This is a genomic window from Heyndrickxia sp. NPDC080065, from assembly GCF_050281185.1.
Taxonomy (GTDB): domain Bacteria; phylum Bacillota; class Bacilli; order Bacillales; family Bacillaceae_C; genus Heyndrickxia.
The window spans coordinates 440,075-463,970 of sequence record NZ_JBNNWS010000001.1 but is presented as its reverse complement, the minus strand read 5'-3'; the positions used below and the strand labels follow the sequence as shown (position 1 = coordinate 463,970).

The window sequence follows — 23,896 nt, the reverse complement described above, 5'->3', positions numbered from 1 at the left end:
CCCCCTCAAGATGAGATTTCCCTTAGTTTATCTAAGTAAGACCCCTGAAAGATGATCAGGTAGATAGGTTCGAGGTGGAAGTGTGGCGACACATGGAGCTGACGAATACTAATCGGTCGAGGACTTAACCAAAAACGAAAAGTGGAGGGCGCTTGCTAATCGGCGAAACTCGCTGGAGGGCTGACGAGGAAGGTTGTATTTCAAACCTTCCACGGCAGACTGAAGCGACGCGAGCCGATAGCGCCCGGAACTAGACAAATAGATTCAAGGTTTATGAACCGTTATTTCTCCTATATCTAGTTTTGAGGGAACAATCCCTTAACTAAATACAAGTCTGGTAACTATGGCGAGAAGGTCACACCCGTTCCCATCCCGAACACGGAAGTTAAGCTTCTCAGCGCCGATGGTAGTTGGGGGCTCTCCCCCTGCAAGAGTAGGACGTTGCCAGGCTACGCCCCTATTGGGGCTATTATTTTGTCTGATTATATAGATTGGCCCGTTGGTCAAGCGGTTAAGACACCGCCCTTTCACGGCGGTAACACGGGTTCGAATCCCGTACGGGTCACCATTTTATTACATAAATTCATTTGTTGGAGGATTAGCTCAGCTGGGAGAGCACCTGCCTTACAAGCAGGGGGTCGGCGGTTCGATCCCGTCATCCTCCACCATTCATTTTATTTTTTATTACGAGCCATTAGCTCAGTTGGTAGAGCACGATCGAGTAAGCTGCGGAGCAAAACATCAGCGTACCAATCGAGCCGCATCTTGAATAAGCCTCCTGAGATTGGGACGTCGTAGATGCACAAAGTTAGGTAGATTTTTAAATAATAAATATTATCTTATTACGAGCCATTAGCTCAGTTGGTAGAGCATCTGACTTTTAATCAGAGGGTCGAAGGTTCGAGTCCTTCATGGCTCATAAAAGTTTTCTTAAGTAAAAAAACTTGCTATAATTGCGGAAGTAGTTCAGTGGTAGAACACCACCTTGCCAAGGTGGGGGTCGCGGGTTCGAATCCCGTCTTCCGCTCCAGATACCCTTGCCGGGGTGGCGGAACTGGCAGACGCACAGGACTTAAAATCCTGCGGTAGGTGACTACCGTACCGGTTCGATTCCGGTCCTCGGCACCAACGTTTTTCAATATTATGCGCCCGTAGCTCAATTGGATAGAGCGTTTGACTACGGATCAAAAGGTTAGGGGTTCGACTCCTCTCGGGCGCGCCATATTTTTCGGGAAGTAGCTCAGCTTGGTAGAGCACATGGTTTGGGACCATGGGGTCGCAGGTTCGAATCCTGTCTTCCCGACCAGTTCTAGTTTATATAGTATTATGGGGCCTTAGCTCAGCTGGGAGAGCGCCTGCTTTGCACGCAGGAGGTCAGCGGTTCGATCCCGCTAGGCTCCATTTTTAAAATCATGGCGGTGTAGCTCAGCTGGCTAGAGCGTACGGTTCATACCCGTAAGGTCGGGGGTTCGATCCCCTCCGCCGCTATCTTAATTAATATGATAATGGACCCTTAGCTCAGCTGGTTAGAGCAGACGGCTCATAACCGTCCGGTCGTAGGTTCGAGTCCTACAGGGTCCATTTAAAACGGAGGAATACCCAAGTCTGGCTGAAGGGATCGGTCTTGAAAACCGACAGGCGGGTTAAACCGCGCGGGGGTTCGAATCCCTCTTCCTCCGCCATATAATAATGGTCCGGTAGTTCAGCTGGTTAGAATGCCTGCCTGTCACGCAGGAGGTCGCGGGTTCGAGTCCCGTCCGGACCGCCATTAAACTAAAAAATTATATAGCTTAATAAGATGGAGGGGTAGCGAAGTGGCTAAACGCGGCGGACTGTAAATCCGCTCCCTCAGGGTTCGGCGGTTCGAATCCGTCCCCCTCCACCATTTTAGGGGTATAGTTTAATGGTAAAACGAAGGTCTCCAAAACCTTTGATGTGGGTTCGATTCCTACTACCCCTGCCAATATAATATTAAACATGCGGGTGTAGTTTAGTGGTAAAACTACAGCCTTCCAAGCTGTTGTCGTGGGTTCGATTCCCATCACCCGCTCCAAATTACATAAAGGGCCTATAGCTCAGCTGGTTAGAGCGCACGCCTGATAAGCGTGAGGTCGATGGTTCGAGTCCATTTAGGCCCATTAATAAAATATACGTTTCTAAACTAGCTATTTTTATTTAGCTAGTTTTTTATTGTTTAACGAAACAGTTTACTTCTAGCGGCAGCGGAAAATCCCACAAGGTTAAAAACTAGCCACTGAGGAAAGTATGATTTATTATTTTCTTCTCAATGAATATATAGTTCTACTTTGGTTACTAGGGGATTATTTCATTTAGAAGGGAACATTATTTCGGAATTGTGGACCATATCTCCGGTTCTGTGGACCATTTTTATCAGAATGTGGATCAAGTTCTTAGTACTGTGGACCGTTTCCTTCAGAAGGGATCTTTATTTCGGATTTAGGGACCATTTCTCTGGATCTGCGGATCATTTTTATAAAAATGTGGACCAATTTCTTAGAACTGAGGACCATTTCTTTCAGAGGGCCATTTTTTTCAGATTTGGGGATTCATTGTGATCCAAGCATCGCTTTGATTACCACTAGATCCTTTTTTTCTTTTAGGAATGTAGTAAAAACATATTTATCGAAAAATTAATCAAGGATATGTCTCAGTCTATGTAGTATATAAATAGGACGGGGTCAATTTTGAGTATGCCACTATCCTTATGACAGCGTGTCTTTGCAATTTAAAAATACCTTGTTCAATGTAAAATATAATAACTAGAATGGTGAGATACAATGACAAAATCAATTATCTTTGATATGGATGGAACTCTTTTTCAAACAAATAAAATATTAGAAATATCACTTTCAGAGACATTTGAGTACTTAAGAGTAAAGGAGGGATGGGAAGGGGAGACACCGATTGAAAAATACCGTGAAATAATGGGGGTTCCTTTGCCGGTGGTTTGGGAGAACTTATTACCTAATTATTCAAATGATGTTCGAATAATGGCAAATGATTTCTTTCATGCTAAACTAATCGATAATATTTATAAAGGGAATGGAGAGCTCTATCCAAATGTGACAGAAACTTTTGCCTATTTAAAAAGCAATGGATACACCATATTTGTTGCTAGTAATGGTCTACCGGAATATTTGAGTGCAATTGTAGAGTATTACAAATTAAATCAATGGCTGACCGATGTTTACAGTATTCAGCAGATTGAATCTCAAGATAAAGCTGAATTAGTTCGTATCTTGGTACAAAAATATAATATAACAGGTGGAGCTTTAGTAGGTGATCGAATTTCTGATATCCGTGCAGCTAAATCAAATGGGCTACTATCGATAGGATGTAATTTTGATTTTGCTCAAGCCGAGGAATTACAACACGCAGATAGAATAATAAACGATATTTCGGAATTAAAAAGTATATTAGAAGAAGGAGCCTTTCAAATTGAATAAATATTACTGGGATGATAAGTTGGAGTATTTAACCCGAACAAGAGATTTATATTATAACGACGATTATCTTGAGTTTTTAGTGAAATCAGTTTGGAAGATTGATAAACCTGTGAGCATGGTTGATTATGGCTGTGGATATGGATATTTAGGGTTAAAGTTATTGCCTTTGCTACCACATGGAAGTAGCTATACAGGAATTGACATGGGGGAGCAATTAATCCGTAATGCAGAAGAACTTTTTCAAAATCTCCCCTATCAATCTCGGTTTATTCAAGCGGATATTAACACGATTAATTTAGAAGAAGAATATGATATTGCTCTTTGTCATGCTTTTTTATTGCATGTGAATGATCCGATACATATATTGCAATCAATGATTAGCCGTGTGAAGGATGGCGGAAAAATCATCTGTTTCGAACCACATTGGATTTCTACTATGTCTTCCTATTATATTAACAACGAAGACCAATCAAAATTGATTCCTTTAGGCTTTCTTCAAAAATTATATGAACAAGATACAAAAAGGGATGGAAAAGATGGAAACATCGGCATTAAATTACCCATCTATTTAAGTGAACTGGGGGTTAAAGGTGTTCAATGCAGGGTAAGTGATAAAGTCAATTTCCTTGATTCAAATGATGATACGAACCTTAAACTGTACGAATCATTAAAAATGGATGGCTTTGGTGAAGTACCTGGAGAAGAAACTGAATTTATCAACCGTTTAATGGAAAGGGGAGCCACATTTTCTGAAGCGAAAAATCAATATGATTCACAGCTATATTTATCTAAACTATTTTCTCCTTCCTCCTCCTTGACCTATGCGCCAAATATGAAGATCACTTTTGGTACGGTAAAAAAATAGAACTTTTTTGTATTTAATTAATCTTCGGCGGACACCTGTTCCGTTATTTATGACAAAATGGGTTAATTTATTATATTTTCGGACATAGGTTCCGTTATTTAGTATTAAGACAGTAGTTTCCTTGTATTTTTCCATAAATAGCGTACCCAGTGTCCGCTTAGCCCTTAAATTATGGTCATTTAATAAAAATAACGGACTAAATGTCCGTATGATATGTTCTTAAGTTTTTCTCCACATTATCGGAACTATTTAGTATTTTAATCAAAGCCTTATTTCGGTAATAAAATCAAAGTCTCTGCAGTTGAAAAAGATTGCAGTTTTTGTTAGGATATAGAATGAACGTTCAGTATTAATTATGAATGTGTGCATAGATTTTCGATTGGATCGGAGTAGATTTGTGTGAATAAAAAGCAATTGCAAAGTGAGCAGACCAAAAAGCGGGTTGCTGATGCTGCAAGGGCCCTGTTTGTGCAGAAGGGATATAAGGCAACATCTATCGAAGAGATTGTTGAGGCAACAGGAAGCAGTAAAGGGAATATTTATTATCATTTTAAAAGCAAAGAAGGCCTATTTTTATATTTATTAGATGAATGGGATCGAGAATGGGTGCAAAAATGGGAACAAAAAGAGCCACTCTACCATACGACAACTGATAAATTGTTTGGGATGGCGGAGCAGATGGCTCTTGAAGACTTAAATCATCCTTTGACTAAAGCTGCTGATGAGTTCTTCAATAATGAAGAAAAAACAAATGAAATTGAAGAGCGTATCGCGGAAATGGTAAAAGGGCATCTGAGATTTAATCAACATTTGCTTCAGCAAGGGATTGATAGCGGTGAATTCAAAAGAGAAAATGTAGAAAGCCTTGCTGTTGTTCTAGAAAGTTTATGGATGGGACTTGGTCAGATGTCTCGAAGTACTAGTTTAGAGGAAGCACTTAAGCTCTACCACTTAGCTATTAAAGTGTTTCTATATGGGATTGCAAAGGACTCTAATTAAGGATTATTGGATTGCTGAATATCAGCTAATCGTTAAGAAGCTGTTTATTTATGTAATCCTTCTTTTGCCTATAATATAGAATGAACGTTCAGTATTTTTAAATTCGAAGTGGTTCTGTATCCTTAAATTATATACTGAAGGTATTTGGAGGTTTATATGTCACTATTGTTAAGAAATAGGGGAGCGATACTGCTTCTCATGTTAAATATATTTTTGATTTTTACTGGAATAGGTCTAGTGATTCCAATAATGCCAACTTATATGATAGAGCTTCATATAAATGGAAGCATTGTAGGATTGTTAGTTGCAGCATTTTCATTAACACAATTATTGTTTTCTCCATTTGCAGGAAGATTATCGGATACACTTGGAAGGAAAAAGATCATTGTTTATGGAATGGTTATTTTTGCTGTTTCTGAGTTGATATTTGGAATGGCAAGTTCTCCTGTCTTTCTTTTTGCATCAAGAATGCTAGGCGGGATTGGTGCAGCGCTTATTATGCCCGCTGTTATGGCATATACGGCAGATGTCACTTCAACAAAAGAAAGAGCAAAAGGGATGGGATTTATTAATGCATCAATAACAACGGGCTTCATTATTGGGCCAGGAATTGGAGGCTTCATAGCTGAATTTGGAATTCGTGCTCCATTTTATGCAGCTGCGGTAGCTGGTGCGATTGCAGCATTGATTACACTATTTGTTTTACCCGAATCATTTACAGCTAAAGAGCCAGTGACGGACAAAGAGATTCAAGTGAAAAAACAAAGTCTGATGAAACAGCTTCTGTATTCATATCGAGAGCCGTATTTTTTAAGTTTAATTATTGTGTTTGTTATGTCCTTCGGTTTAGCCAATTATGAAACAGTCTTCGGTTTGTTTGTGGATCATAAATTTAGTTTTACACCGAAAGACATTGCATTCATCATAACGTTTGGTTCTATTGCAGGTGCAGTCGTACAGGTTACTATATTCGGATGGCTATTAAATCGATTTGGTGAGAAAAATGTTATCTCTTTCTGTTTAGTTATTGCAAGTCTGTTTGTATTATTGACACTATTTGTGCACACGTACTTTATGATTATTGTTGTAACCTTTATTGTTTTTTTATCCATCGATATTATGCGTCCGGCAGTTGGGACACTAATGTCAAAAATGGCACATGATCAGCAAGGATATGTGGCAGGGTTGAATTCGGCTTTTACAAGTCTTGGAAATATCGCAGGTCCTATTATAGCGGGTTTTCTATTTGACTTAAACATAAATTATCCGTATGTTTCTGCTTTCCTCGTCCTTTTCATTTGCTTTATTTTATCATTACAAGCGGGACGGAGCGGTAGACAACCGACAAGTATGAAACCAAAGGGGAATTCAACAGTATAATATGGATAAACCTACTAAAAACTTACTAAACGAGGAGGATCATGATGTCTAGAAAGGCATATCATGCAAAGGATGCAGCAGCAATTGGGCCATATTCACATGCAGTTGATTCAGGAGAATTAGTATATTTATCAGGTCAAACCCCCATTAACCCAGCTACACAAGAACTAATAAAAGGTGATGTAGGAGAGCAAACGAAGCAGTGCTTTATAAATTTATTCAAAGTATTAGAAGCAGCTAACCTTACGCCTGATGATGTGGTAAAAGTAAATGTGTATTTAACAGATATGAATAATTTTTCTGCAATGAATGAGGTATATAAAATGCAGTTTACTGAACCTTTTCCTGCCAGGACTACTGTAGCTGTTCTGGCACTCCCCCTTGGTGCAGAAGTTGAAATTGAAATGATTGTCAAAAGACCTAACTAGATATAAATGGTAAGGAGCCTATTTCTTAAAAGAAAAGGCTCTTTATTCATTTTGCTATAGCTTAGCCTGATTAAAAAATTTCTTTTGGAGAGAAAATAACGGGAAACGAAATGGAGGTTTCATTATGAAAGAGGAAAACAATGCCGTATTTACTGTTGCAGGAACAAACATTGATGAAGTGAAAAGATTAAATGCACAATCCGGGATGTCTTATATTGAAGTAAAAGAATGGTTGGCTAAAACAACAGGGGGACATGGTACATCGATCTATAGTGATACTAATCCAGAAGATGTAAAAAGGAGAAATCAGCAATCGGTGAAAACCACTAAAGAGTGACAAAATGAAGCCATTTTAAGCACTTTCCTTTTATTTTCTTGAAAAAACTAATCTCAATTTCTTTAGAATATGTGTTAACTGTGATACTTAAAAGCAGAATCGCCAAAAAGGAAGGCTCAAAAAAGCCTTCCTTTTTTAGGTAAATAGAAAATATGGAATTCAAACAGCATTAAATAGCAAAAGCATTCTCATTCCTAATTAAATTGAATGAAGTAGAAAAGTAAGGAAGCTAAAATAAATAAACAAATATACATTTATATTTAGGAATAAAAGACAAGTAACTGTTACTGTTCAATCATTTTGATAATGAGTAAACAGCGAACTAGGTGTAATGATTTTTTTGGTCTAAAGCTGCTAATAAAATACTTCTATTAATATGGCAATAGCTCCGAGAATCACTGCTCCCCAAGCCACAATCTTTTGTGGAGAAGCAAAAGTGACTAAACCTAGGACCACAGCAATACCACCTAACCAATAAGGGGCGTAGAAAAATCCGACAATTGCTGCTATAATCCCTAACCAACCAAGCCAAAGACCTGTAATTTTACTCATTCATATCACCTCCTCGTTTTAAAAGTGACTTTCTTGCAGCCTGACCTTAAAAGCTATTGGCTAACGGTCTTACTGTATATTATGATGATGAGAAAATGAGTGACAATAATTAATCTGTATTCGTTCATTATTTTTCTAAAACATTTAAGGGTTGAATATTGTTAAAGGGACCTAGGTAACTTTATATAGAAAAAAGTAAAAAATAATCAAAACTTTCCCTCTTTTTTGCGGTATACTTATTATAAATCATGTTCTTTGAAGGAGGGATAATATGGATATCGCATTTATCATTATCATTTCGGTCTATGTGATTTACTGTTTGGTCATGATTCCTTTTCAGTACAATTATATTTCCTCAATGAAGGATTTGAAAAAGACATCTAATCTTACTCACAATGAATTATATGAAAACATGAGTTTTGAAAAGGAACAAATGCATTTTAATCTTCAAGGAAATATCATGAATATGCCTTCAAGCCTAATCGCTATGCTTATTTATAAACTTCGTCATCGCAGGAACCAGTAGTTCAACAAGTTTCTTTGTAAAAATGTTATCGCTTTCAGTTGTTTTTTTTTGAATAACCTGTTAACATTAACCTATAAATTCATATTGAATCACATGTTACTGATACGATCAGGCATGGTGGTAAATAGAAGGGAGTTTATTTCCTTTTGTTGTACCCCCATGCCTTTTTTATGTCCTAAAACTAAAAATTAGGTATATAAGTTATAGGAAATAGTATTATAGTAACAATCATAAAGGAGTCTTTAGAATGCTATTCAATCTATTTAAAAAAGAAAAAGAAAAAGAAGAATTACAAATATATGCACCAGTGAATGGGGAAATTATTCCGATTGAAGAGGTTCCAGATCCCGTTTTCAGTCAAAAGATGATGGGGGAAGGAGTTGCAGTAATCCCTACAAAGGGGAATATTCACGCTCCTGTTGACGGGACAATTATTCAAGTAGCACCTACTAAGCATGCGGTAGGGATTCTTGCTAAGGATGGATCTGAAATTCTTATTCATGTTGGCTTGGAAACCGTTTCTTTAAAAGGAGAAGGTTTTAAAGTTGCAGTTAATAATGGAGACAAAGTTTCTGCTGGGCAGTTGTTAATCGAAGTTGATTGGGATTATATTCAAGTACATGCCAAAAGCACTGTCACACCAATTGTGATTACTAATAGTCTTGAAGGAAATAAACAGTATATTATGACAGGGGATAAGGAAGGCATTCAAGGAAAAACAGTTATTATGACATCTTCTGCTAAGTGATACACTGTATTTATAAAGGTTTCAAAAAGTCCGGGAAAATAGCTGTCGAATGTATTCGTCAGTTTGCTGCTCCGCTCCTCACGTATTAAAAGCATACGCTCTGTGTGCTCAGAGGCTCGCGCTTATACGATCTTCTCGGCTCTTTTTGTCCGCCCTTTTTGAACACGATTATATAGTGAAAAACGAGGAGATGCTTCTGATGAAAATAACAAAGATTCTTAATAATAATGCTGTAGTCGTATTAGATGACCAGCAGGAAAGAATTGCAATTGGAGCAGGAATTGCTTTCGGTAAAAAGAAAAATGATGTGGTGAACATCAATAAAATTGAAAAGCTATTTGTCATGAAGGAAAATGAAAAGCTTCAACAGCTTCTGAATCGAATTCCGGAAGAACATTTTATCATCTCTGAAGAAATTATTACTTATGCTGAAGAATATATTGGTACAAAGCTTAATGAGCATATTCATATTGCTCTGACTGATCATCTATCGTTTGCTATCGAGAGGGAAAGGGAAGGCATTCAATTAAAAAACAAGCTGCTACATGAAATCAAGATTCTATATATGAAGGAATTTGAAATCGGTCTCTGGGCTATCAGGCATATTAAAGAAAAATGTAATATTGAATTACCTGTCGATGAAGCGGCATATATTGCACTCCATATTCATACGATGAAGGTTCATGGAGGCAATCTGCGTCAAACAGTGATACAGACAACAATTATTAGAGATATTGTTCAAACAATAACAGATTTTTTAAATATTACCGTAAAAGAAGATGATATATCATACCACCGGTTGATTACTCATCTAAGATTTGCTCTTACAAGGATTAATCAAAATGAGCTTCACACAATGGATGATGAGATGCTGGGGATGATTAAAAAAAAGTTTCCTCTTTCATACGGTTGTGCTATAGAGGTTTCAAAGAAATTATCTGCAACATATGGATTTATTTTGCCGAATCATGAATTGGGATACATAACACTTCATATTGAAAGATTAAGAAAGTCATAGTTGTAACACTTAAAGGGGGTGAGAGACTAACAAAGGGAAATTGTAAGTATATGTAGTTGTAGTCAAGCTTTCCGCGGTATATGTGAAAGAAGTGTTTTGGTAATAGTTTTTATTAGTGTTGCTATTTTATTTTTCCTCATTATTTAATGCTACAGTATTATGGGGTTGACGATTAGACAGATAACCCCAAGAGAAATTGGATATTAATTACAAAAGAACAGAAATCAAGGTGGAGTTGTAAGTTTAATATTCCGAAAATTATGAATTTTATTCGGAAGTTTAATAGGGGGGAATGTTTATAATGATGAAATATCTTCAAAGAATGGGTAAATCTCTAATGCTCCCAGTAGCGGTATTACCAGCCGCAGCGATTTTGATGGGGATTGGTTATTGGATAGACCATGAAGGCTGGGGCGGAGGCAATCCAGTTGCAGCCTTTTTCATAAGTGCGGGAAAATCTATTTTAGATAATTTACCTGTCTTATTTGCAGTTGGGTTAGCATTTGGTATGTCAAAAGTGAAAGATGGTGCAGCAGCCTTAAGTGGGTTAGTAGCATATTTGGTTGTCACTACATTATTATCAACTGATACTGTGGCAATGCTAAAGGGGATTGATGTAGAAGCGGTTAGTCCTGCATTTGAAAAAATTGGGAATGCCTTCATTGGTATTATATCCGGTCTAGTTGCATCGAATATGTACAATCGATTCAGTAAGGTTCAATTGCCAGATGCATTAGCCTTCTTTAGTGGAAAACGACTCGTTCCAATTATGACAGCGGTTTCGATGATAGTCGTATCTGTTATTCTGTTCTTTGTTTGGCCTGTAGTGTATACCGGATTAGTTTCTTTTGGTGAAGCAATTAGTAAATTAGGACCGGTAGGGGCAGGAATTTATGGCTTCTTTAATCGTTTATTAATTCCAACCGGATTGCACCATGCATTAAACTCTGTATTCTGGTTTGATGTTGCTGGAATCGATGATATACGTAATTTCTGGGCAAGTAAAGGGACAAAAGGAATTACGGGGATGTATCAGGCTGGATTCTTCCCAGTGATGATGTTTGGTTTGCCAGCTGCGGCGCTTGCAATGTATCATACGGCAAAAACAAAGCAGAAAAAACAAGTTGCAGCATTGATGTTGGCTGCCGGTTTCGCGGCATTTTTTACAGGGGTAACTGAACCAATAGAATTTGCTTTCATGTTTGCGGCACCAGCACTATATTTAGTGCACGCATTCTTGACAGGTCTCTCGTTAACAATTGCAGCTCTATTCCACTGGACCGCTGGCTTTGGCTTTAGTGCTGGATTCATTGACTTTTTCTTAAGTTTAAAAATACCAATCGCAAATAAACCATATATGTTAATTGTTCAAGGACTTGTGTTTGCGGTTATTTACTACTTCTTATTCCGATTTATTATTGTGAAATTTAATTTGGCTACTCCTGGTAGGGGAGATGATGATGAGTTGGATGCGGGTGGAGCGGAAAATGCTATTGATGGAAAAAGTAAATTTGCTAGAATGGCAGCTAAAATCTATGAAGGATTAGGCGGAGACGCGAATGTGACTTCTGTTGATAACTGTATTACTCGTTTAAGAGTAGAAGTGAAAGATATGAAGGCAGTCGATCAAAATAAAATTAAATCCACAGGTGTACCAGGAATTAAAATTGTTGGACCAAACAGTATTCAAGTCATTGTCGGAACATCAGTACAGTTCGTAGCAGATGAAGTTGAGAAAATAAGGAACAATAATTAATCATTTTCTTTAGGGTGTGAAATCCATCTGGATTTTGCACTCTAATTTTTTATGAGGGGACATAGATCATTCTTAAGTCAAAAACGAAAATCATTGGGACAGTTCTCGCTTGTTCGAATATTTTTTCATAAGATCATTACATTAAAAGATTAGAAAAAATCTTAACGCTTAGTACATCATTTGAACATTTTTGAGGTGAATTAGTAATAAACTGTTGATGTAATATCAACAATTTATTGAAGACAAACACCTTTTATCAACAGGCAAAATATAATGTTAAAAACCGATTGTTAGATACCTATTGAACATTTTTGATCTTTCAGATACTGCAATATATTGGGTAGTATTTTTACTTATTGTTAAAAAGTTGTATAAAGGAAAAAGTTGTTTACAAGGAAAAAAAACCGTGATATTATCATTACATACAAATAACATTTACTTTTTTTAACTCATTTTTTGCACTAAGGAAAATAAATTTCTCTTGTACAATTGTTAGGAGGCTTTATTATGAATACTCAAGTTGAACGAACAAATGAAGCTCGTGGATGGCTAAGGCCAAGTTCAAATGTGAGTTTGGAAGAAGTGAATAACACCGTTAAAATTCCAAACAATGCAAGCACTTGGCGGAAATTTCTTGCTTTCGTCGGACCAGGATCATTGGTTGCTGTTGGTTATGTTGATCCGGGTAACTGGGCTACTTCCATTGCTGGTGGCGCACGTTTCGGTTATACGTTATTGTCTGTTATTTTAATTTCCAATTTAATAGCTATTTTGCTTCAAGCTTTATCAGCAAAACTTGGAGTTGTGACAGGGAGAGATCTGGCACAAGCCACAAGAGATGCAACAGGGAAGAAAACAGCATTTTGCCTTTGGATTTTATCCGAACTTGCTATCATTGCCACTGATTTGGCAGAGGTCATTGGATCGGCTATCGCATTGAACTTATTATTTGGTATTCCGTTATTACTCGGAATCTTAATTACAACCCTTGATGTACTGCTGTTGTTAGTACTTCAACAAAAAGGATTCAGAATTATCGAATCGATAGTAATCGTATTGATGACGACAATTTTTGTTGTTTTTGCCTTTGAAGTAATTGTTTCCAAACCGGAAATATCGGCTTTATTAGGAGGCTATGTTCCTAAGGCTGAAATTGTAACAAATCCAGAAATGTTGTTTATTTCTTTAGGTATTTTAGGGGCAACTGTTATGCCGCATAATCTATATTTACACTCATCCATCGTACAAACGCGGCAATATAAGAGAGATAAGAAAGGAAAGAAAGAGGCACTTAAATTTTCTTTATGGGATTCAGCTCTTTCATTAACTGTTGCATTCCTAATTAACTCCGCCATATTAATTCTCGGTGCGGCTGCCTTTCATGGTACAGGTTTGGATGTATCTGAAATTGAAGGTGCTTATGAGATGTTAAGCCCGACTGTAGGCGTAGGGATTGCAAGTACATTATTTGCTGTTGCGTTACTTGCTTCTGGTCAAAACTCTACGATTACTGGAACTTTGGCAGGGCAAATCGTTATGGAAGGATTTATGAACTTAAGAATAGCGCCATGGCTTCGCCGTCTCATTACTCGATTAATTGCCGTTGTACCAGCATTTATTGTTACTTGGATAGCAGGTTCAAGAGGAACAGGTGAACTGCTTTTATGGAGTCAGGTTATACTAAGCTTGCAGCTTCCATTTGCGGTCGTTCCGCTTGTAGTATTTACAAGTGACAAAAAGAAAATGGGAGAGTTTGCAAATCGCACGTGGATAAAAGTTCTAGCATGGATTTGTACAGGTGTCATCATCGTATTAAATGTTTTCTTGGTCGGTTATATTATTGTTACAGGTCATGAATTAGGTTAATAATTTAAATTGCGAACAAATTGATATGAAAAAAGAAAAAAGCTCATCCGAAGTTTATCTTCGGATGAGTTTTTTGTTTTAGAAGTGTTTTAGGACAATCTATTTCAACGTTAAAAATAATAACCAAGCAACGCGCAAAACATGACCAACAACATAAAAATTGCTGTAAAAAAGGGTAAGTGATACTTCAAAGGAATCAACTCTGATAATTTCCGTCGGTCGCTATCAGTCATACGGCTAAAAATGTTCTGAAAACTAGAAAAAACGATATCGAAAAATCCTCGATTAATAATATACCCTGTTAAGGATAGCAATAGTAAAAGAAAACCTACTACAAAAGAAACATTAATATATGATAAAAGATCAATGGAGTGATAAACAATAAACGATAATAAAAAAACAAATATTTGGGAAGCAATAAACCATATTGTATATTTCTTAAACATATCATCAGCCCCTATAAACATGTAAGAAAAATTATATAGCAGTTTAAAACATAAATAAATAGTTTTAGTTTATTGCGAATAATATTATTCGTGGATATTTTTATGCAAGTTAGAAATTATTTTAATATATTATAATTTATGGTTATTTTAGAATCAATACCTATTTCAGAATAGTGTGAAACAGAGAAATAATGTAATTTTGTCCAAAATTAAGTCATTAATAAGAAAAAAATGGTTTATTAAAATAATGTACAAATTAAAAAAATATTATTATAATGTTAAAAGAAAAGCTTTTCTAAAAATTCTTTTTCTAAAAAAAAATAAGGGTGGTAAGTATATGAAAAAGTCGAAATTTTATCTATTTACTGCAATTGCCTTATCGCTTTCATTAGCCCTATCTGCTTGTGGTACAAGCACTGATAAAGGAGCTTCAAGCAAAGGCAATGCTAAAAACGAACAAGTTTTTAATATGCTCGAAACTGCGGAAATTCCAACTGGAGATCCAACTTTAGCAACAGATTCTGCAAGCTTCATTGTATTTGGACAAACTATGGAAGGTCTTTATACATTAAATGATAAAGATGTACCTGTTCCTGCAATTGCAGATGGACAACCAGATGTAAGTAAAGATGGTATTGTATATACATTTAAATTACGGAAGGATGCAAAATGGTCTAATGGTGACCCTGTAACAGCGAAAGACTTTGTTTTCTCTTGGCAAAGAGCTGTAGATCCTAAAACTGGTGCACAATATGCTTACATGTTTTCAGATGTAATCAAAAATGCAACCGCAATCATGAATGGAAAAGCAAAACCTGAAGATCTAGGTGCAAAAGCAGTTGATGATTACACATTAGAAGTAACATTAGAACATCCTGTTCCGTATCTTGATTCTTTATTAGCATTTGGTACTTTTCTTCCGCTTAACGAAAAATTCGTGAAAGAAAAAGGCGATAAATTCGGAACAAATAGTGACAACATGTTAGCAAATGGTCCATTTAAATTAACAAATTGGGATGGAACAGGCTTAACTTGGAAATATGTGAAAAATGATAATTATTATGATAAAGCGAATGTGAAATTAAACGAAGTAAATGTACAAGTGGCAAAAACACCAAATACAGCGCTTAACTTATACCAAACTGGTAAAGTTGACCAAACAGCACGTTTAAGTGCTGAATATGCAAAACAATATCAAAATGATAAAGATGCAGTGAAAAGCACTGAATCAAGCTCTTGGTATTTGAAATTTAACCAAGTGCGTGATGGAAAGAAAACTCCTTTAGCGAATGAAAATATTCGTAAAGGACTTGCAATGGCCTTTGACAAAAAAGCTTATACTGACACAGTTTTAGCTAATGGATCATTCCCAAGCAATGGTTTAGTTCCAAAGGGTGTTGCAAAAGATCCTGCTAGCGGAAAGGATTTCCGTGATGTAAGTGGAGACTTACTAACTTATGATCCAGCAAAAGCAAAAGAGTATTGGGAAAAAGGATTAAAAGAATTAGGTGTGAAAAGCTTAACTCTTGAATTATTAAGTGATGATACTGAAAATGCGAAAAAGTCAAGTGAATTCTTCCAAGATCAATTGAAAAGAAATTTACCTGGTTTGACTTTAAATTTAACAAATGTTCCATTTAAAATCCGTCTTCAAAAACAAGACAAACAAGATTATGATATTCAAATGGCTGGTTGGGGAGCAGATTACCTAGATGCAATGACATACCTTGATCTATTTGTTACTAATGGCGGTAACAATAAAACTGGCTACTCCAATAAAAAATATGACCAATTGATCGATGATGCAAAAGTGAAATATGCAAATGACCCTGCAAAACATTGGGCAGCAGAATTAGAGGCTGAAAAGATTTTAATTCAAGAAGATGCAGTTATTGCGCCAATTTATCAAAGAGGTCACTTAACTTTAACAAAACCTTACGTGAAAAATTTTGAAGAGCATTTATTTGGGCCTGACTATACATTGAAAAACACTTATATTCAAAAATAAGGTCATTCAATAAAAAGATAGTCTACCAAAAAAAGAGAGTATTTTTTAAATAAGAATACTCTCTTTCTCCTTTTATACATTATGGTAGAAAATTTAAAATTATTTGTGATTAGGAGGCGGATTGAATGGCGAAATATATTTCAAAACGGATAATGTATTTAATTATCACGTTATTTATTATTTCATCATTTACCTTTTTCTTGATGAAATTTTTGCCTGGTACGCCGTTTCGAGCGGAAGAGAAGTTATCTGATGAACAGAAAATCATTCTGGAAGAAAAATACGGTTTAAATGACCCAATTCCGGTTCAATACGGAAAGTATATGGTGAATATTTTAAAAGGTGACTTAGGCGTGTCATTTCAATTTGATAATCAGCCAGTTACAAAATTATTAATCAATCGAATGGGGCCATCTCTTCAATTAGGATTTCAAGCAATGTTTGTAGGTACGATTATTGGAATCCTGTTAGGAGTACTAGCAGCAATGTTTCAAAATACGTGGATTGATTATGGAAGTACTTTTCTAGCGGTATTAGGAAAATCGATTCCTTCATTCGTATTTGCTGCCTTACTACAATATATCATTGGGGTGAAATTACAATGGCTTCCAGTTGCCTCATGGGATAGTTTTGCCTCATCTATATTGCCTACCATTGCATTGGCTATTTTCCCTATCGCAACAGCTGCTCGTTTTATGAGGACAGAGCTGATCGAGGTACTAAGTTCAGATTATATTACACTAGCAAAAGCAAAAGGGAATTCAAGAATGGAAATATCTTTTAAACATGCTGTCAGAAATGCACTAATTCCGTTAATCACGGTATTAGGACCTATGGCAGTAAGTTTAATGACAGGTTCGATGGTCGTTGAACAAATCTTCGCGATTCCTGGAATTGGTGAGCAGTTTGTTAAATCAATAACAACTAATGACTTCCCGATTATTATGGGGACTACGATTTTCTTTGCTTTTCTATTAACAGTAATTATTTTAATCGTAGATATTCTTTATGGAATTATTGATCCAAGAATTCGTGTAGCGGGAGGGAAAAAATGATGACAGAGATTGTGGAAAAAATTCCAAAAGAACAGTTTGAACCCGCTCCAATGAATCATGGTGAAAGTGAGGTTATATCAAAACCACAGCTTTCTTTTGCGAAAGATGCATGGCTTCGGGTTAGAAAGAATAAAGGGGCGATTATAAGTTTAGTCCTTTTAGTATTGATTATTATAATGGCGATTATTGGTCCACACCTATCACATTACAGCCCAACTTTTCAAAATACATCAAGGGCTAATCTTCCTCCAAGAATTCCTGGGCTAGAGAAATTGGGGATTTTCGATGGAAGCCAAAAAATTGGTGGCGTGGAAACCAATGTTTATAAAGAACAGCATATAAAAGATTATTATTGGTTTGGTACAGATGGACTTGGTCGTGATTTATTTTCAAGGGTTTGGCTTGGAACGAGGGTTTCCTTATATATCGCCTTTTTAGCAGCGATCATTGATATGATCATTGGAGTAACATACGGATTAATTTCTGGATATAAAGGCGGACAAGTGGACAATATCATGCAACGTATATTAGAGGTCATCTCTGGAATACCAAATTTAATTGTAGTTATTCTCATGTTATTAATCATGAAACCGGGAATTCTATCGATTACCATCGCTATGGTTATCACGGGATGGATTGGGATGGCTCGCGTCGTACGTGGACAGGTATTAAAGCTAAAAAGTCAAGAGTATGTCATGGCTTCTAAAACTTTAGGGGCATCTAATACTAGGATTTTATTTAAACATTTATTGCCAAACTTATCAGGGGTAATCATTATCAACACAATGTTTACGATTCCTAGTGCGATCTTTTTTGAAGCATTTCTAAGCTTCATCGGAATTGGTTTACAAGCGCCAGATGCATCTTTAGGGACATTAATTGAAGATGGATATAAAACATTCCAGTTTTTACCTCATTTAATGGTTATTCCTTGTCTTGTTATCTGTATTATTTTAGTTTCATGTAATTTAATTGGAGACGGACTTCGTGATGCATTTGATCCGAAAATGCGTGATTAAAAAGTGAGGTGAAGAACATGAAAAAGATGTTAGAAGTGAAGGATCTTAATATTTCCTTTCATACATTTGCTGGAGAAGTACAAGCCATTCGCGGTGTTAACTTTGATTTATATGAGGGGGAAACACTAGCGATTGTAGGGGAATCAGGTTCAGGAAAATCGGTAACAACGAAATCTATTATGAGATTATTGCCGACTAGTAATTCAGAAATTAAATCTGGGCAAATTCTTTTTAATGGAATAGATATTACAAAAGCTTCAGAAAAACAAATGCAAAAAATTCGTGGGAAAGATATTTCGATGATCTTCCAAGATCCGATGACATCATTGAACCCAACAATGACAATCGGAAAACAAATTATGGAACCACTTTTAAAGCACCAAAATCTTGGAAAAGAAGAAGCAAGAAAGCGTGCTATTAACTTATTAAAGTTAGTAGGTATTCCAAAACCGGAATCTCGGATGAAACAATATCCACATCAATTTTCTGGCGGGATGAGACAACGTGTTGTTATTGCGATTGCATTAGCTTGTAATCCGAAAGTGTTAATTGCCGATGAACCAACGACTGCTCTAGATGTAACGATTCAAGGACAGATACTTGATTTAATGAAAGAACTGCAAAAGAAAGTTGATACATCCATTATTTTTATTACGCATGATTTAGGTGTTGTTGCTAATGTAGCAGATCGTGTAGCGGTGATGTACGGCGGAAAAATTGTTGAAGTAGGAACGGTCGATGAAATTTTTTACAATCCAAAGCATCCATATACATGGGGCTTAATCAGTTCTATGCCTAGTCTCGATGCAACGGAAGAAGAATTATATGCGATACCAGGAACACCTCCGGACTTGTTAAATCCGCCTAAGGGAGATGCATTTGCTCCACGTAACCCTTATGCGTTGAAAATAGATTATGAAAAGGAACCGCCAATGTTTAAAGTTTCGGAAACACATTATGCTGCGACATGGCTGCTTCATCCAGACGCACCGAAAGTGGAACCACCTGAGGCGGTTAAGAAAAGAATGCATAAATTTAATGCTAATAAACATGCTGCTCCGAATAAGGAGGCGAAATAACAATGGCAGAAAAACTATTAGAGATTAAAAATTTAAAACAATACTTTAATAAAGGAACATCAAACGAAGTGCGTGCGATAGATGATATTTCCTTTGATATCTATAAAGGTGAAACACTGGGTCTCGTAGGTGAATCAGGATGTGGGAAGTCAACGACAGGTCGTACGATTATTCGATTATATAACGCTACAGACGGTGAAGTGCTATATCAAGGCGAAAATGTTCATGCAAAAAAGTCTAAAGCTGAATTGAAGAAATTCCACCAAAAAATGCAAATGATCTTTCAGGATCCATATGCATCATTGAACCCGCGTACTAAGGTTGCAGATATTATTGCTGAAGGAATTGATATTCATGGTTTAGCCAAATCGCCGAAAGAGAGAATGGAAATGGTTGAGAACCTCCTTGAAACAGTTGGGTTAAACCGAGAGCATGCAAACCGTTATCCACATGAATTTTCTGGTGGGCAAAGACAAAGAATCGGAATAGCTCGAGCACTCGCTGTAAAACCTGAATTCATTATTGCCGATGAGCCAATCTCAGCTCTGGATGTTTCCATTCAAGCTCAGGTTGTTAATTTAATGAAAAAGCTTCAGAAGGAAAAAGGCTTAACCTATTTATTTATCGCTCATGATTTATCAATGGTTAAATATATTAGTGATCGTATTGGGGTCATGTATTTTGGAAAATTAGTGGAGCTGGCGCCAGCTGATGATTTATACAACAATCCATTACATCCGTATACACAATCATTACTATCTGCGATCCCTCTTCCAGATCCAGATTACGAGCGTACTCGTGTACGGAAAACGTATGATCCCAATATGCATCAATACGCACAAGGTGAAGAAGTAAAAATGCGTGAAGTTGTACCCGGTCACTTTGTTTACTGCTCAGAGAAAGAATTAAAGCAATATCAAGCACAATATAAATAACACAAAATGCTGCCTTGAATGAGGCAGCATTTTTGCGGTGTCAGGCACCGTCCGTGGACATTTAATGTTTTTTTCCATCCACGGTGGACAAAAAGGAATAGTTTTCCATAAGAACATAGGGAGTGTCCACATGGGGTGGAAAAATAAGCGAAAAGTCCATAAGCGGTGCCTGACACCGTTTTTGTTAGCTTAATAGCTTAGTAATGATTGTCTGTATGTCATTCCTTTCTCCAGAGATGACAAGTGTATCCCCTTTTCTTACTATTATATCTGCTCTGGGATTTAAAAGTTTTTCATGATTTTGTCTAATAATAGCAATAATGCTCACACCGTAATTTTGTCTTATATTTAGTTCTCCAATAGATTTATCGATGATGCTGGCACCTGAGTCAACCTTGTACCATTCGAAAACTAATTCGTCAAAAGCTACTTCGACTTTTTCTATCTCCCGTGGTTTATAAATGATTCCACCTAGAATGGCGGATAATTGTCTAGCCTCTTCATCATTTAAAGTGATACTAAAATCACATTCCTCATCATTTTTTGAGTCAAAATGATACATCTCTCTTCGCCCATCGTTGTGGACAACAACAGCAATTTTGTCCTGTTCCTTTGTTGTCATTTCAAACTTCTTTCCGATTCCTGGGAGTTCACATTCACGGATATTCAATAGGGTTCGCTCCTTCGTATGGAAATGGTTGAATTTGTTTATATTTTATATCTAATACTAGCGAAAAGCGAATAAAGTTTCAAAGGACTTTTTGAAAGGCTCTTTTCGCAAACATTGTTGTTTTTAAATTAAGTAAAAATCGGTATTAGGATTTTTACGATACTAATTTATCTTCCCGTTTGAATGAAAGACTTTATTATATAGGAAAAGAGCACGTCCCAAAAATTATTCTAGACTGAAAATCCTTTCCGAAAAGCAACATTCTCTGCGAAAATAGCCTTTTGAAAAATAAAAAATGATTATTGTAATTGAAACAGAATTGTCAAAAAATATTATTATAATATTACATAACACTATGATATAATATGATTAAGTAACATTGATTAAGGAGATTTTTTTAATGGAATATGTTGAGGCTCTTAGGGATATTAAACAAATCAACGCAATGAAAAGATATTTAAAAAAGCATTCAGAACGAGATTATGTCCTTTTTGTTTTTGGAATAAATACAGGCTTAAAAATTACTGAAATACTGGAAATAAAGGTGGAAGACGTATTGGATGACGATGACCAGATTGAGAATTTTTATGTCTGCTCTGATAAAGAAGTCTATCTCAATGCTAATGTAAAGAATGCCCTTCTACACTACATCCACACGAAACAGTTAGAAAGGGAAGCCTATTTATTTCAATCTGCTAAAACAAAAAAGCCTATTACACGACAGCAAGCCTATCGAATTATTCATGATGCTGCAGTGGCAGTTGGTATCCAAGGGAAGATTGGAACCAATTCAATGCGAAAAACTTTTGGCTATCATGCATATAAACGAGGTGTAGCTATTTCTCTGCTTCAAAAGTTGTTTCACCATTCTACTCCTTCTGAAACGCGCAAATATCTTGGAATTGGAAAAGACGAAATGATTCAAACAGAAATTGATGTGAACCTATGAGCATCTAATCCCTTAATCTGTTACAAACATATAAGGGAGGAATTACCTTGAATATTAGGGAGAGTGAACTGCCGGGAATTGGAAGAAAATTTGAGATAGTAACTAGAAATGATGAAAAAATTGTGATTATCATTCATGATGATGGTCGGAGAGAAATGTACTATTATGATGAAAATAATCATGAAGAAAGCATTTCGAATGTAACTTTAAATGATTCTGAAGCAAGGAATCTAGCAGCTATATTAGGCGGGATGATCTACAAACCACAAGCTTTAGAGACGATTGAGATGGCTTTTGATGGATTAGTAATTGAGTGGTTTAAAGTAGAACCATCTGCACCTGCCATTCGACAAACGATCGGAGCATTAGGCATTAGAAAAAAATATAATGTGACTGTTATTGCTATATTAAAAAGAAATATGAAGAAGCTGCTAAATCCTGGCCCTGAATCTGTGATTGATGAAGGGGATACACTCGTTCTTTCAGGTGAAAGAAAAGAGTTGAAAAAGTTAATAAGCGAAGTGTTGTCCAATGCGAGGTGATAGTAGATGAATCACTTAGTTTTAGAAGTTGGAACTGCATTATTGTTAGTTGCTTTAGCCGCTATTTTAGCAGGTAAATTGAGGTTTTCAATTATACCGTTTTTGATTTTATTAGGAATGTTAGTAGGCCCACACGCTCCAACGATTGGAGTTATTAGCTTCAAATTTATCGAAAGCTCTGAGATTATCGCTTTTTTAGGCCGGATAGGTGTCCTCTTTTTACTCTTTTATCTTGGACTTGAATTCTCTGTAGGAAAATTAATTCGTTCTGGTCGCTCTATTGTAATTGGCGGTTCAATCTATGTTTCTATGAATTTTATATTAGGATTGCTCTATGGATTTTTAGTCGGATTCCCATTTTTAGAAACTCTTATTATCGCTGGACTGCTAAGCGTTTCTTCAAGTGCGATTGTAGCGAAAGTTCTCGTTGATTTAAAGAGAACAGCCAATTCAGAGACTGAGCTAATCTTAGGAATTATTTTGTTCGATGACATATTCCTCGCTGTTTTTTTATCCGTAATGTCTGGGTTACTATTAGGAGATTCTACATCTATACTGGGCACAATCGGATCCGTACTCATTTGCCTCGGATATATGATTTTATTTTTTATTATTGCTCGAAAAGGAGCACCACTTTTAAATAAGCTCCTCAATATCCGTTCAAATGAAATTTTTATTCTTGTTATTTTTGCCTCATTATTCTTTGTCGCAGGTTTTTCAGAAACAATCCACGTTGCTGAAGCAATCGGTGCCTTGTTATTAGGTCTTGTTTTTTCAGAAACTGAACACCGAGAACGAATCGAGCATTTGGTTGTTCCTTTTAGAGATTTCTTTGGTGCTATCTTCTTCTTTAGCTTCGGATTAACCATTGATCCATTTTCACTTGGCGGTGCTATTTGGATTGCTTTAGGTGCTGTTGTTGTTACGATAATCGGTAATTTTATCGCTGGCATGATTTCGGGCAGGAAAGCTGGATTATCACATAAAGCCTCTGCAAATATAGGACTGACTATCGTTTCAAGAGGTGAGTTTTCCATCATTGTTGCTAATTTAGGATTAGCAGGCGGATTAATGCCAATATTAAAACCATTTACTGCCCTTTATGTCCTCATACTAGCCATATTAGGTCCATTAATGACTAAAGAATCGAAAGCGATTTATAACTTTTTAAACAAAATCTTTAAATGGAGCAATCAGACATAAACTGGTGTCAGGCACCGTTCGTGGACATTTTATGTTTTTTCCATCCAT

22 protein-coding genes, 16 tRNA genes and 2 rRNA genes are annotated in these 23,896 nt (G+C 36.4%); 37 read left to right on the top strand and 3 right to left on the bottom strand.

All coding sequences use genetic code 11. The annotated features are described in order from the left end of the window. The 24 genes from ACQKP0_RS02195 to ACQKP0_RS02080 all read left to right on the top strand — a co-directional run. A 23S ribosomal RNA gene (locus ACQKP0_RS02195) occupies nucleotides 1-132 on the top strand; the annotation flags it as partial. A 201-nt stretch (nucleotides 133-333) separates the two neighbouring features. Next, nucleotides 334-450: ribosomal RNA gene (gene rrf, locus ACQKP0_RS02190) — 5S ribosomal RNA — on the top strand. A gap of 43 nt (nucleotides 451-493) precedes the next feature. Next, nucleotides 494-568: transfer RNA gene (locus tag ACQKP0_RS02185), tRNA-Glu, on the top strand. A 24-nt stretch (nucleotides 569-592) separates the two neighbouring features. Then, a tRNA-Val gene (locus ACQKP0_RS02180) sits at nucleotides 593-668 on the top strand. 178 nt (nucleotides 669-846) lie between these two features. Then, nucleotides 847-919 (top strand) — tRNA-Lys (locus ACQKP0_RS02175). A gap of 36 nt (nucleotides 920-955) precedes the next feature. Then, nucleotides 956-1,030 (top strand) — tRNA-Gly (locus ACQKP0_RS02170). A 9-nt stretch (nucleotides 1,031-1,039) separates the two neighbouring features. Beyond that, nucleotides 1,040-1,128 (top strand) — tRNA-Leu (locus ACQKP0_RS02165). Between the two features lie 17 nt (nucleotides 1,129-1,145). Further along, a tRNA-Arg gene (locus ACQKP0_RS02160) sits at nucleotides 1,146-1,222 on the top strand. Nucleotides 1,223-1,229: 7 nt separating this feature from the next. Beyond that, nucleotides 1,230-1,306, top strand: a tRNA-Pro gene (locus tag ACQKP0_RS02155). Between the two features lie 22 nt (nucleotides 1,307-1,328). Next, nucleotides 1,329-1,401, top strand: a tRNA-Ala gene (locus ACQKP0_RS02150). Nucleotides 1,402-1,414: 13 nt separating this feature from the next. After that, nucleotides 1,415-1,488, top strand: a tRNA-Met gene (locus ACQKP0_RS02145). 19 nt (nucleotides 1,489-1,507) lie between these two features. Then, nucleotides 1,508-1,581 (top strand) — tRNA-Ile (locus ACQKP0_RS02140). 8 nt (nucleotides 1,582-1,589) lie between these two features. Next, nucleotides 1,590-1,682, top strand: a tRNA-Ser gene (locus tag ACQKP0_RS02135). 9 nt (nucleotides 1,683-1,691) lie between these two features. After that, nucleotides 1,692-1,768, top strand: a tRNA-Asp gene (locus ACQKP0_RS02130). Between the two features lie 32 nt (nucleotides 1,769-1,800). Beyond that, nucleotides 1,801-1,885, top strand: a tRNA-Tyr gene (locus tag ACQKP0_RS02125). 4 nt (nucleotides 1,886-1,889) lie between these two features. After that, nucleotides 1,890-1,963: transfer RNA gene (locus ACQKP0_RS02120), tRNA-Trp, on the top strand. Between the two features lie 16 nt (nucleotides 1,964-1,979). Further along, a tRNA-Gly gene (locus tag ACQKP0_RS02115) sits at nucleotides 1,980-2,053 on the top strand. Nucleotides 2,054-2,064: 11 nt separating this feature from the next. Further along, nucleotides 2,065-2,138: transfer RNA gene (locus ACQKP0_RS02110), tRNA-Ile, on the top strand. Between the two features lie 660 nt (nucleotides 2,139-2,798). After that, nucleotides 2,799-3,467 (top strand): HAD hydrolase-like protein, encoded by a 669-nt coding sequence (locus ACQKP0_RS02105; protein WP_427404152.1) that lies wholly within the window; start codon nucleotides 2,799-2,801, stop codon nucleotides 3,465-3,467. After that, nucleotides 3,460-4,332 (top strand): class I SAM-dependent methyltransferase, encoded by an 873-nt coding sequence (locus ACQKP0_RS02100; RefSeq protein WP_427404151.1) that lies wholly within the window; start codon nucleotides 3,460-3,462, stop codon nucleotides 4,330-4,332. Before ACQKP0_RS02105 ends, ACQKP0_RS02100 begins: the two co-directional genes overlap by 8 nt. Before the next feature lie 399 nt (nucleotides 4,333-4,731). Beyond that, nucleotides 4,732-5,331 carry a TetR/AcrR family transcriptional regulator gene (locus tag ACQKP0_RS02095; RefSeq protein ID WP_427404150.1) on the top strand — a complete coding sequence of 200 codons (600 nt, stop codon included), beginning with the start codon at nucleotides 4,732-4,734 and terminating at the stop codon, nucleotides 5,329-5,331. A gap of 156 nt (nucleotides 5,332-5,487) precedes the next feature. Next, nucleotides 5,488-6,711 carry an MFS transporter gene (locus ACQKP0_RS02090; RefSeq protein ID WP_427404149.1) on the top strand — a complete coding sequence of 408 codons (1,224 nt, stop codon included), beginning with the start codon at nucleotides 5,488-5,490 and terminating at the stop codon, nucleotides 6,709-6,711. 44 nt (nucleotides 6,712-6,755) lie between these two features. Beyond that, on the top strand, nucleotides 6,756-7,139 hold the full coding sequence (locus tag ACQKP0_RS02085; protein ID WP_427404148.1) for a RidA family protein: 384 nt from the start codon (nucleotides 6,756-6,758) through the stop codon (nucleotides 7,137-7,139). Nucleotides 7,140-7,263: 124 nt separating this feature from the next. After that, the gene (locus tag ACQKP0_RS02080; protein WP_427404147.1) at nucleotides 7,264-7,476 is read left to right on the top strand and encodes a gamma-type small acid-soluble spore protein; all 213 of its coding nucleotides are present in this window, start codon (nucleotides 7,264-7,266) and stop codon (nucleotides 7,474-7,476) included. Between the two features lie 354 nt (nucleotides 7,477-7,830). Here ACQKP0_RS02080 and ACQKP0_RS02075 read toward each other — a convergent pair whose 3' ends face one another. Further along, nucleotides 7,831-8,028 carry a hypothetical protein gene (locus tag ACQKP0_RS02075; RefSeq protein WP_427404146.1) on the bottom strand — a complete coding sequence of 66 codons (198 nt, stop codon included), beginning with the start codon at nucleotides 8,026-8,028 and terminating at the stop codon, nucleotides 7,831-7,833. A gap of 271 nt (nucleotides 8,029-8,299) precedes the next feature. On the opposite strand from ACQKP0_RS02075, the gene ACQKP0_RS02070 reads away from it, so the two are divergent. The 5 genes from ACQKP0_RS02070 (at nucleotide 8,300) to ACQKP0_RS02050 (ending at nucleotide 13,942) form a co-directional block, all read left to right on the top strand. Beyond that, nucleotides 8,300-8,554, top strand: coding sequence for a DUF3949 domain-containing protein (locus ACQKP0_RS02070; protein ID WP_427404145.1), 255 nt, complete (start codon nucleotides 8,300-8,302; stop codon nucleotides 8,552-8,554). Between the two features lie 247 nt (nucleotides 8,555-8,801). After that, nucleotides 8,802-9,302 (top strand): PTS sugar transporter subunit IIA, encoded by a 501-nt coding sequence (locus ACQKP0_RS02065; protein ID WP_427404144.1) that lies wholly within the window; start codon nucleotides 8,802-8,804, stop codon nucleotides 9,300-9,302. Nucleotides 9,303-9,501: 199 nt separating this feature from the next. Continuing rightward, nucleotides 9,502-10,320: a PRD domain-containing protein gene (locus ACQKP0_RS02060; RefSeq protein ID WP_427404143.1), complete on the top strand. Its 819-nt coding sequence runs from the start codon at nucleotides 9,502-9,504 to the stop codon at nucleotides 10,318-10,320. A gap of 301 nt (nucleotides 10,321-10,621) precedes the next feature. Then, complete coding sequence (nagE, locus tag ACQKP0_RS02055; RefSeq protein WP_427404142.1) at nucleotides 10,622-12,076, top strand: N-acetylglucosamine-specific PTS transporter subunit IIBC; 1,455 nt, start codon at nucleotides 10,622-10,624, stop codon at nucleotides 12,074-12,076. Between the two features lie 507 nt (nucleotides 12,077-12,583). Further along, entirely contained in the window at nucleotides 12,584-13,942 is a 1,359-nt protein-coding gene (locus tag ACQKP0_RS02050; RefSeq protein ID WP_427404141.1) for an Nramp family divalent metal transporter, read from the top strand. A gap of 110 nt (nucleotides 13,943-14,052) precedes the next feature. On the opposite strand, the gene ACQKP0_RS02045 is transcribed toward ACQKP0_RS02050, so the two are convergent. Continuing rightward, nucleotides 14,053-14,388, bottom strand: coding sequence for a DUF3899 domain-containing protein (locus ACQKP0_RS02045; protein ID WP_427404140.1), 336 nt, complete (start codon nucleotides 14,386-14,388; stop codon nucleotides 14,053-14,055). A gap of 337 nt (nucleotides 14,389-14,725) precedes the next feature. Here ACQKP0_RS02045 and ACQKP0_RS02040 point away from each other — a divergent pair, with 337 nt between their 5' ends. From ACQKP0_RS02040 to ACQKP0_RS02020, 5 genes are all read left to right on the top strand, one after another. Continuing rightward, nucleotides 14,726-16,396: a peptide ABC transporter substrate-binding protein gene (locus tag ACQKP0_RS02040; RefSeq protein ID WP_427404139.1), complete on the top strand. Its 1,671-nt coding sequence runs from the start codon at nucleotides 14,726-14,728 to the stop codon at nucleotides 16,394-16,396. A gap of 125 nt (nucleotides 16,397-16,521) precedes the next feature. Next, nucleotides 16,522-17,451, top strand: a complete 930-nt coding sequence (opp3b, locus tag ACQKP0_RS02035) for an oligopeptide ABC transporter permease (protein WP_427404138.1) — start codon at nucleotides 16,522-16,524, stop codon at nucleotides 17,449-17,451. Then, nucleotides 17,451-18,470, top strand: a complete 1,020-nt coding sequence (opp3C, locus tag ACQKP0_RS02030) for an oligopeptide ABC transporter permease (RefSeq protein WP_427404137.1) — start codon at nucleotides 17,451-17,453, stop codon at nucleotides 18,468-18,470. Before opp3b ends, opp3C begins: the two co-directional genes overlap by 1 nt. A gap of 17 nt (nucleotides 18,471-18,487) precedes the next feature. Beyond that, nucleotides 18,488-19,549, top strand: coding sequence for an ABC transporter ATP-binding protein (locus ACQKP0_RS02025; protein ID WP_427404136.1), 1,062 nt, complete (start codon nucleotides 18,488-18,490; stop codon nucleotides 19,547-19,549). 2 nt (nucleotides 19,550-19,551) lie between these two features. Then, on the top strand, nucleotides 19,552-20,484 hold the full coding sequence (locus tag ACQKP0_RS02020; RefSeq protein ID WP_427404135.1) for an ABC transporter ATP-binding protein: 933 nt from the start codon (nucleotides 19,552-19,554) through the stop codon (nucleotides 20,482-20,484). 184 nt (nucleotides 20,485-20,668) lie between these two features. On the opposite strand, the gene ACQKP0_RS02015 is transcribed toward ACQKP0_RS02020, so the two are convergent. Further along, on the bottom strand, nucleotides 20,669-21,154 hold the full coding sequence (locus ACQKP0_RS02015) for a cation:proton antiporter regulatory subunit (RefSeq protein WP_427404134.1): 486 nt from the start codon (nucleotides 21,152-21,154) through the stop codon (nucleotides 20,669-20,671). A 400-nt stretch (nucleotides 21,155-21,554) separates the two neighbouring features. Here ACQKP0_RS02015 and ACQKP0_RS02010 point away from each other — a divergent pair, with 400 nt between their 5' ends. Genes ACQKP0_RS02010 through ACQKP0_RS02000 form a run of 3 tightly spaced genes read left to right on the top strand, consistent with a single transcriptional unit; the run spans nucleotide 21,555 to nucleotide 23,848 of the window. Continuing rightward, nucleotides 21,555-22,103 carry a tyrosine-type recombinase/integrase gene (locus tag ACQKP0_RS02010; protein ID WP_427404133.1) on the top strand — a complete coding sequence of 183 codons (549 nt, stop codon included), beginning with the start codon at nucleotides 21,555-21,557 and terminating at the stop codon, nucleotides 22,101-22,103. Nucleotides 22,104-22,150: 47 nt separating this feature from the next. Then, nucleotides 22,151-22,645 carry a cation:proton antiporter regulatory subunit gene (locus ACQKP0_RS02005; protein WP_427404132.1) on the top strand — a complete coding sequence of 165 codons (495 nt, stop codon included), beginning with the start codon at nucleotides 22,151-22,153 and terminating at the stop codon, nucleotides 22,643-22,645. A 6-nt stretch (nucleotides 22,646-22,651) separates the two neighbouring features. Then, nucleotides 22,652-23,848, top strand: a complete 1,197-nt coding sequence (locus ACQKP0_RS02000; RefSeq protein WP_427404131.1) for a cation:proton antiporter — start codon at nucleotides 22,652-22,654, stop codon at nucleotides 23,846-23,848. Nucleotides 23,849-23,896 lie beyond the last annotated feature (48 nt).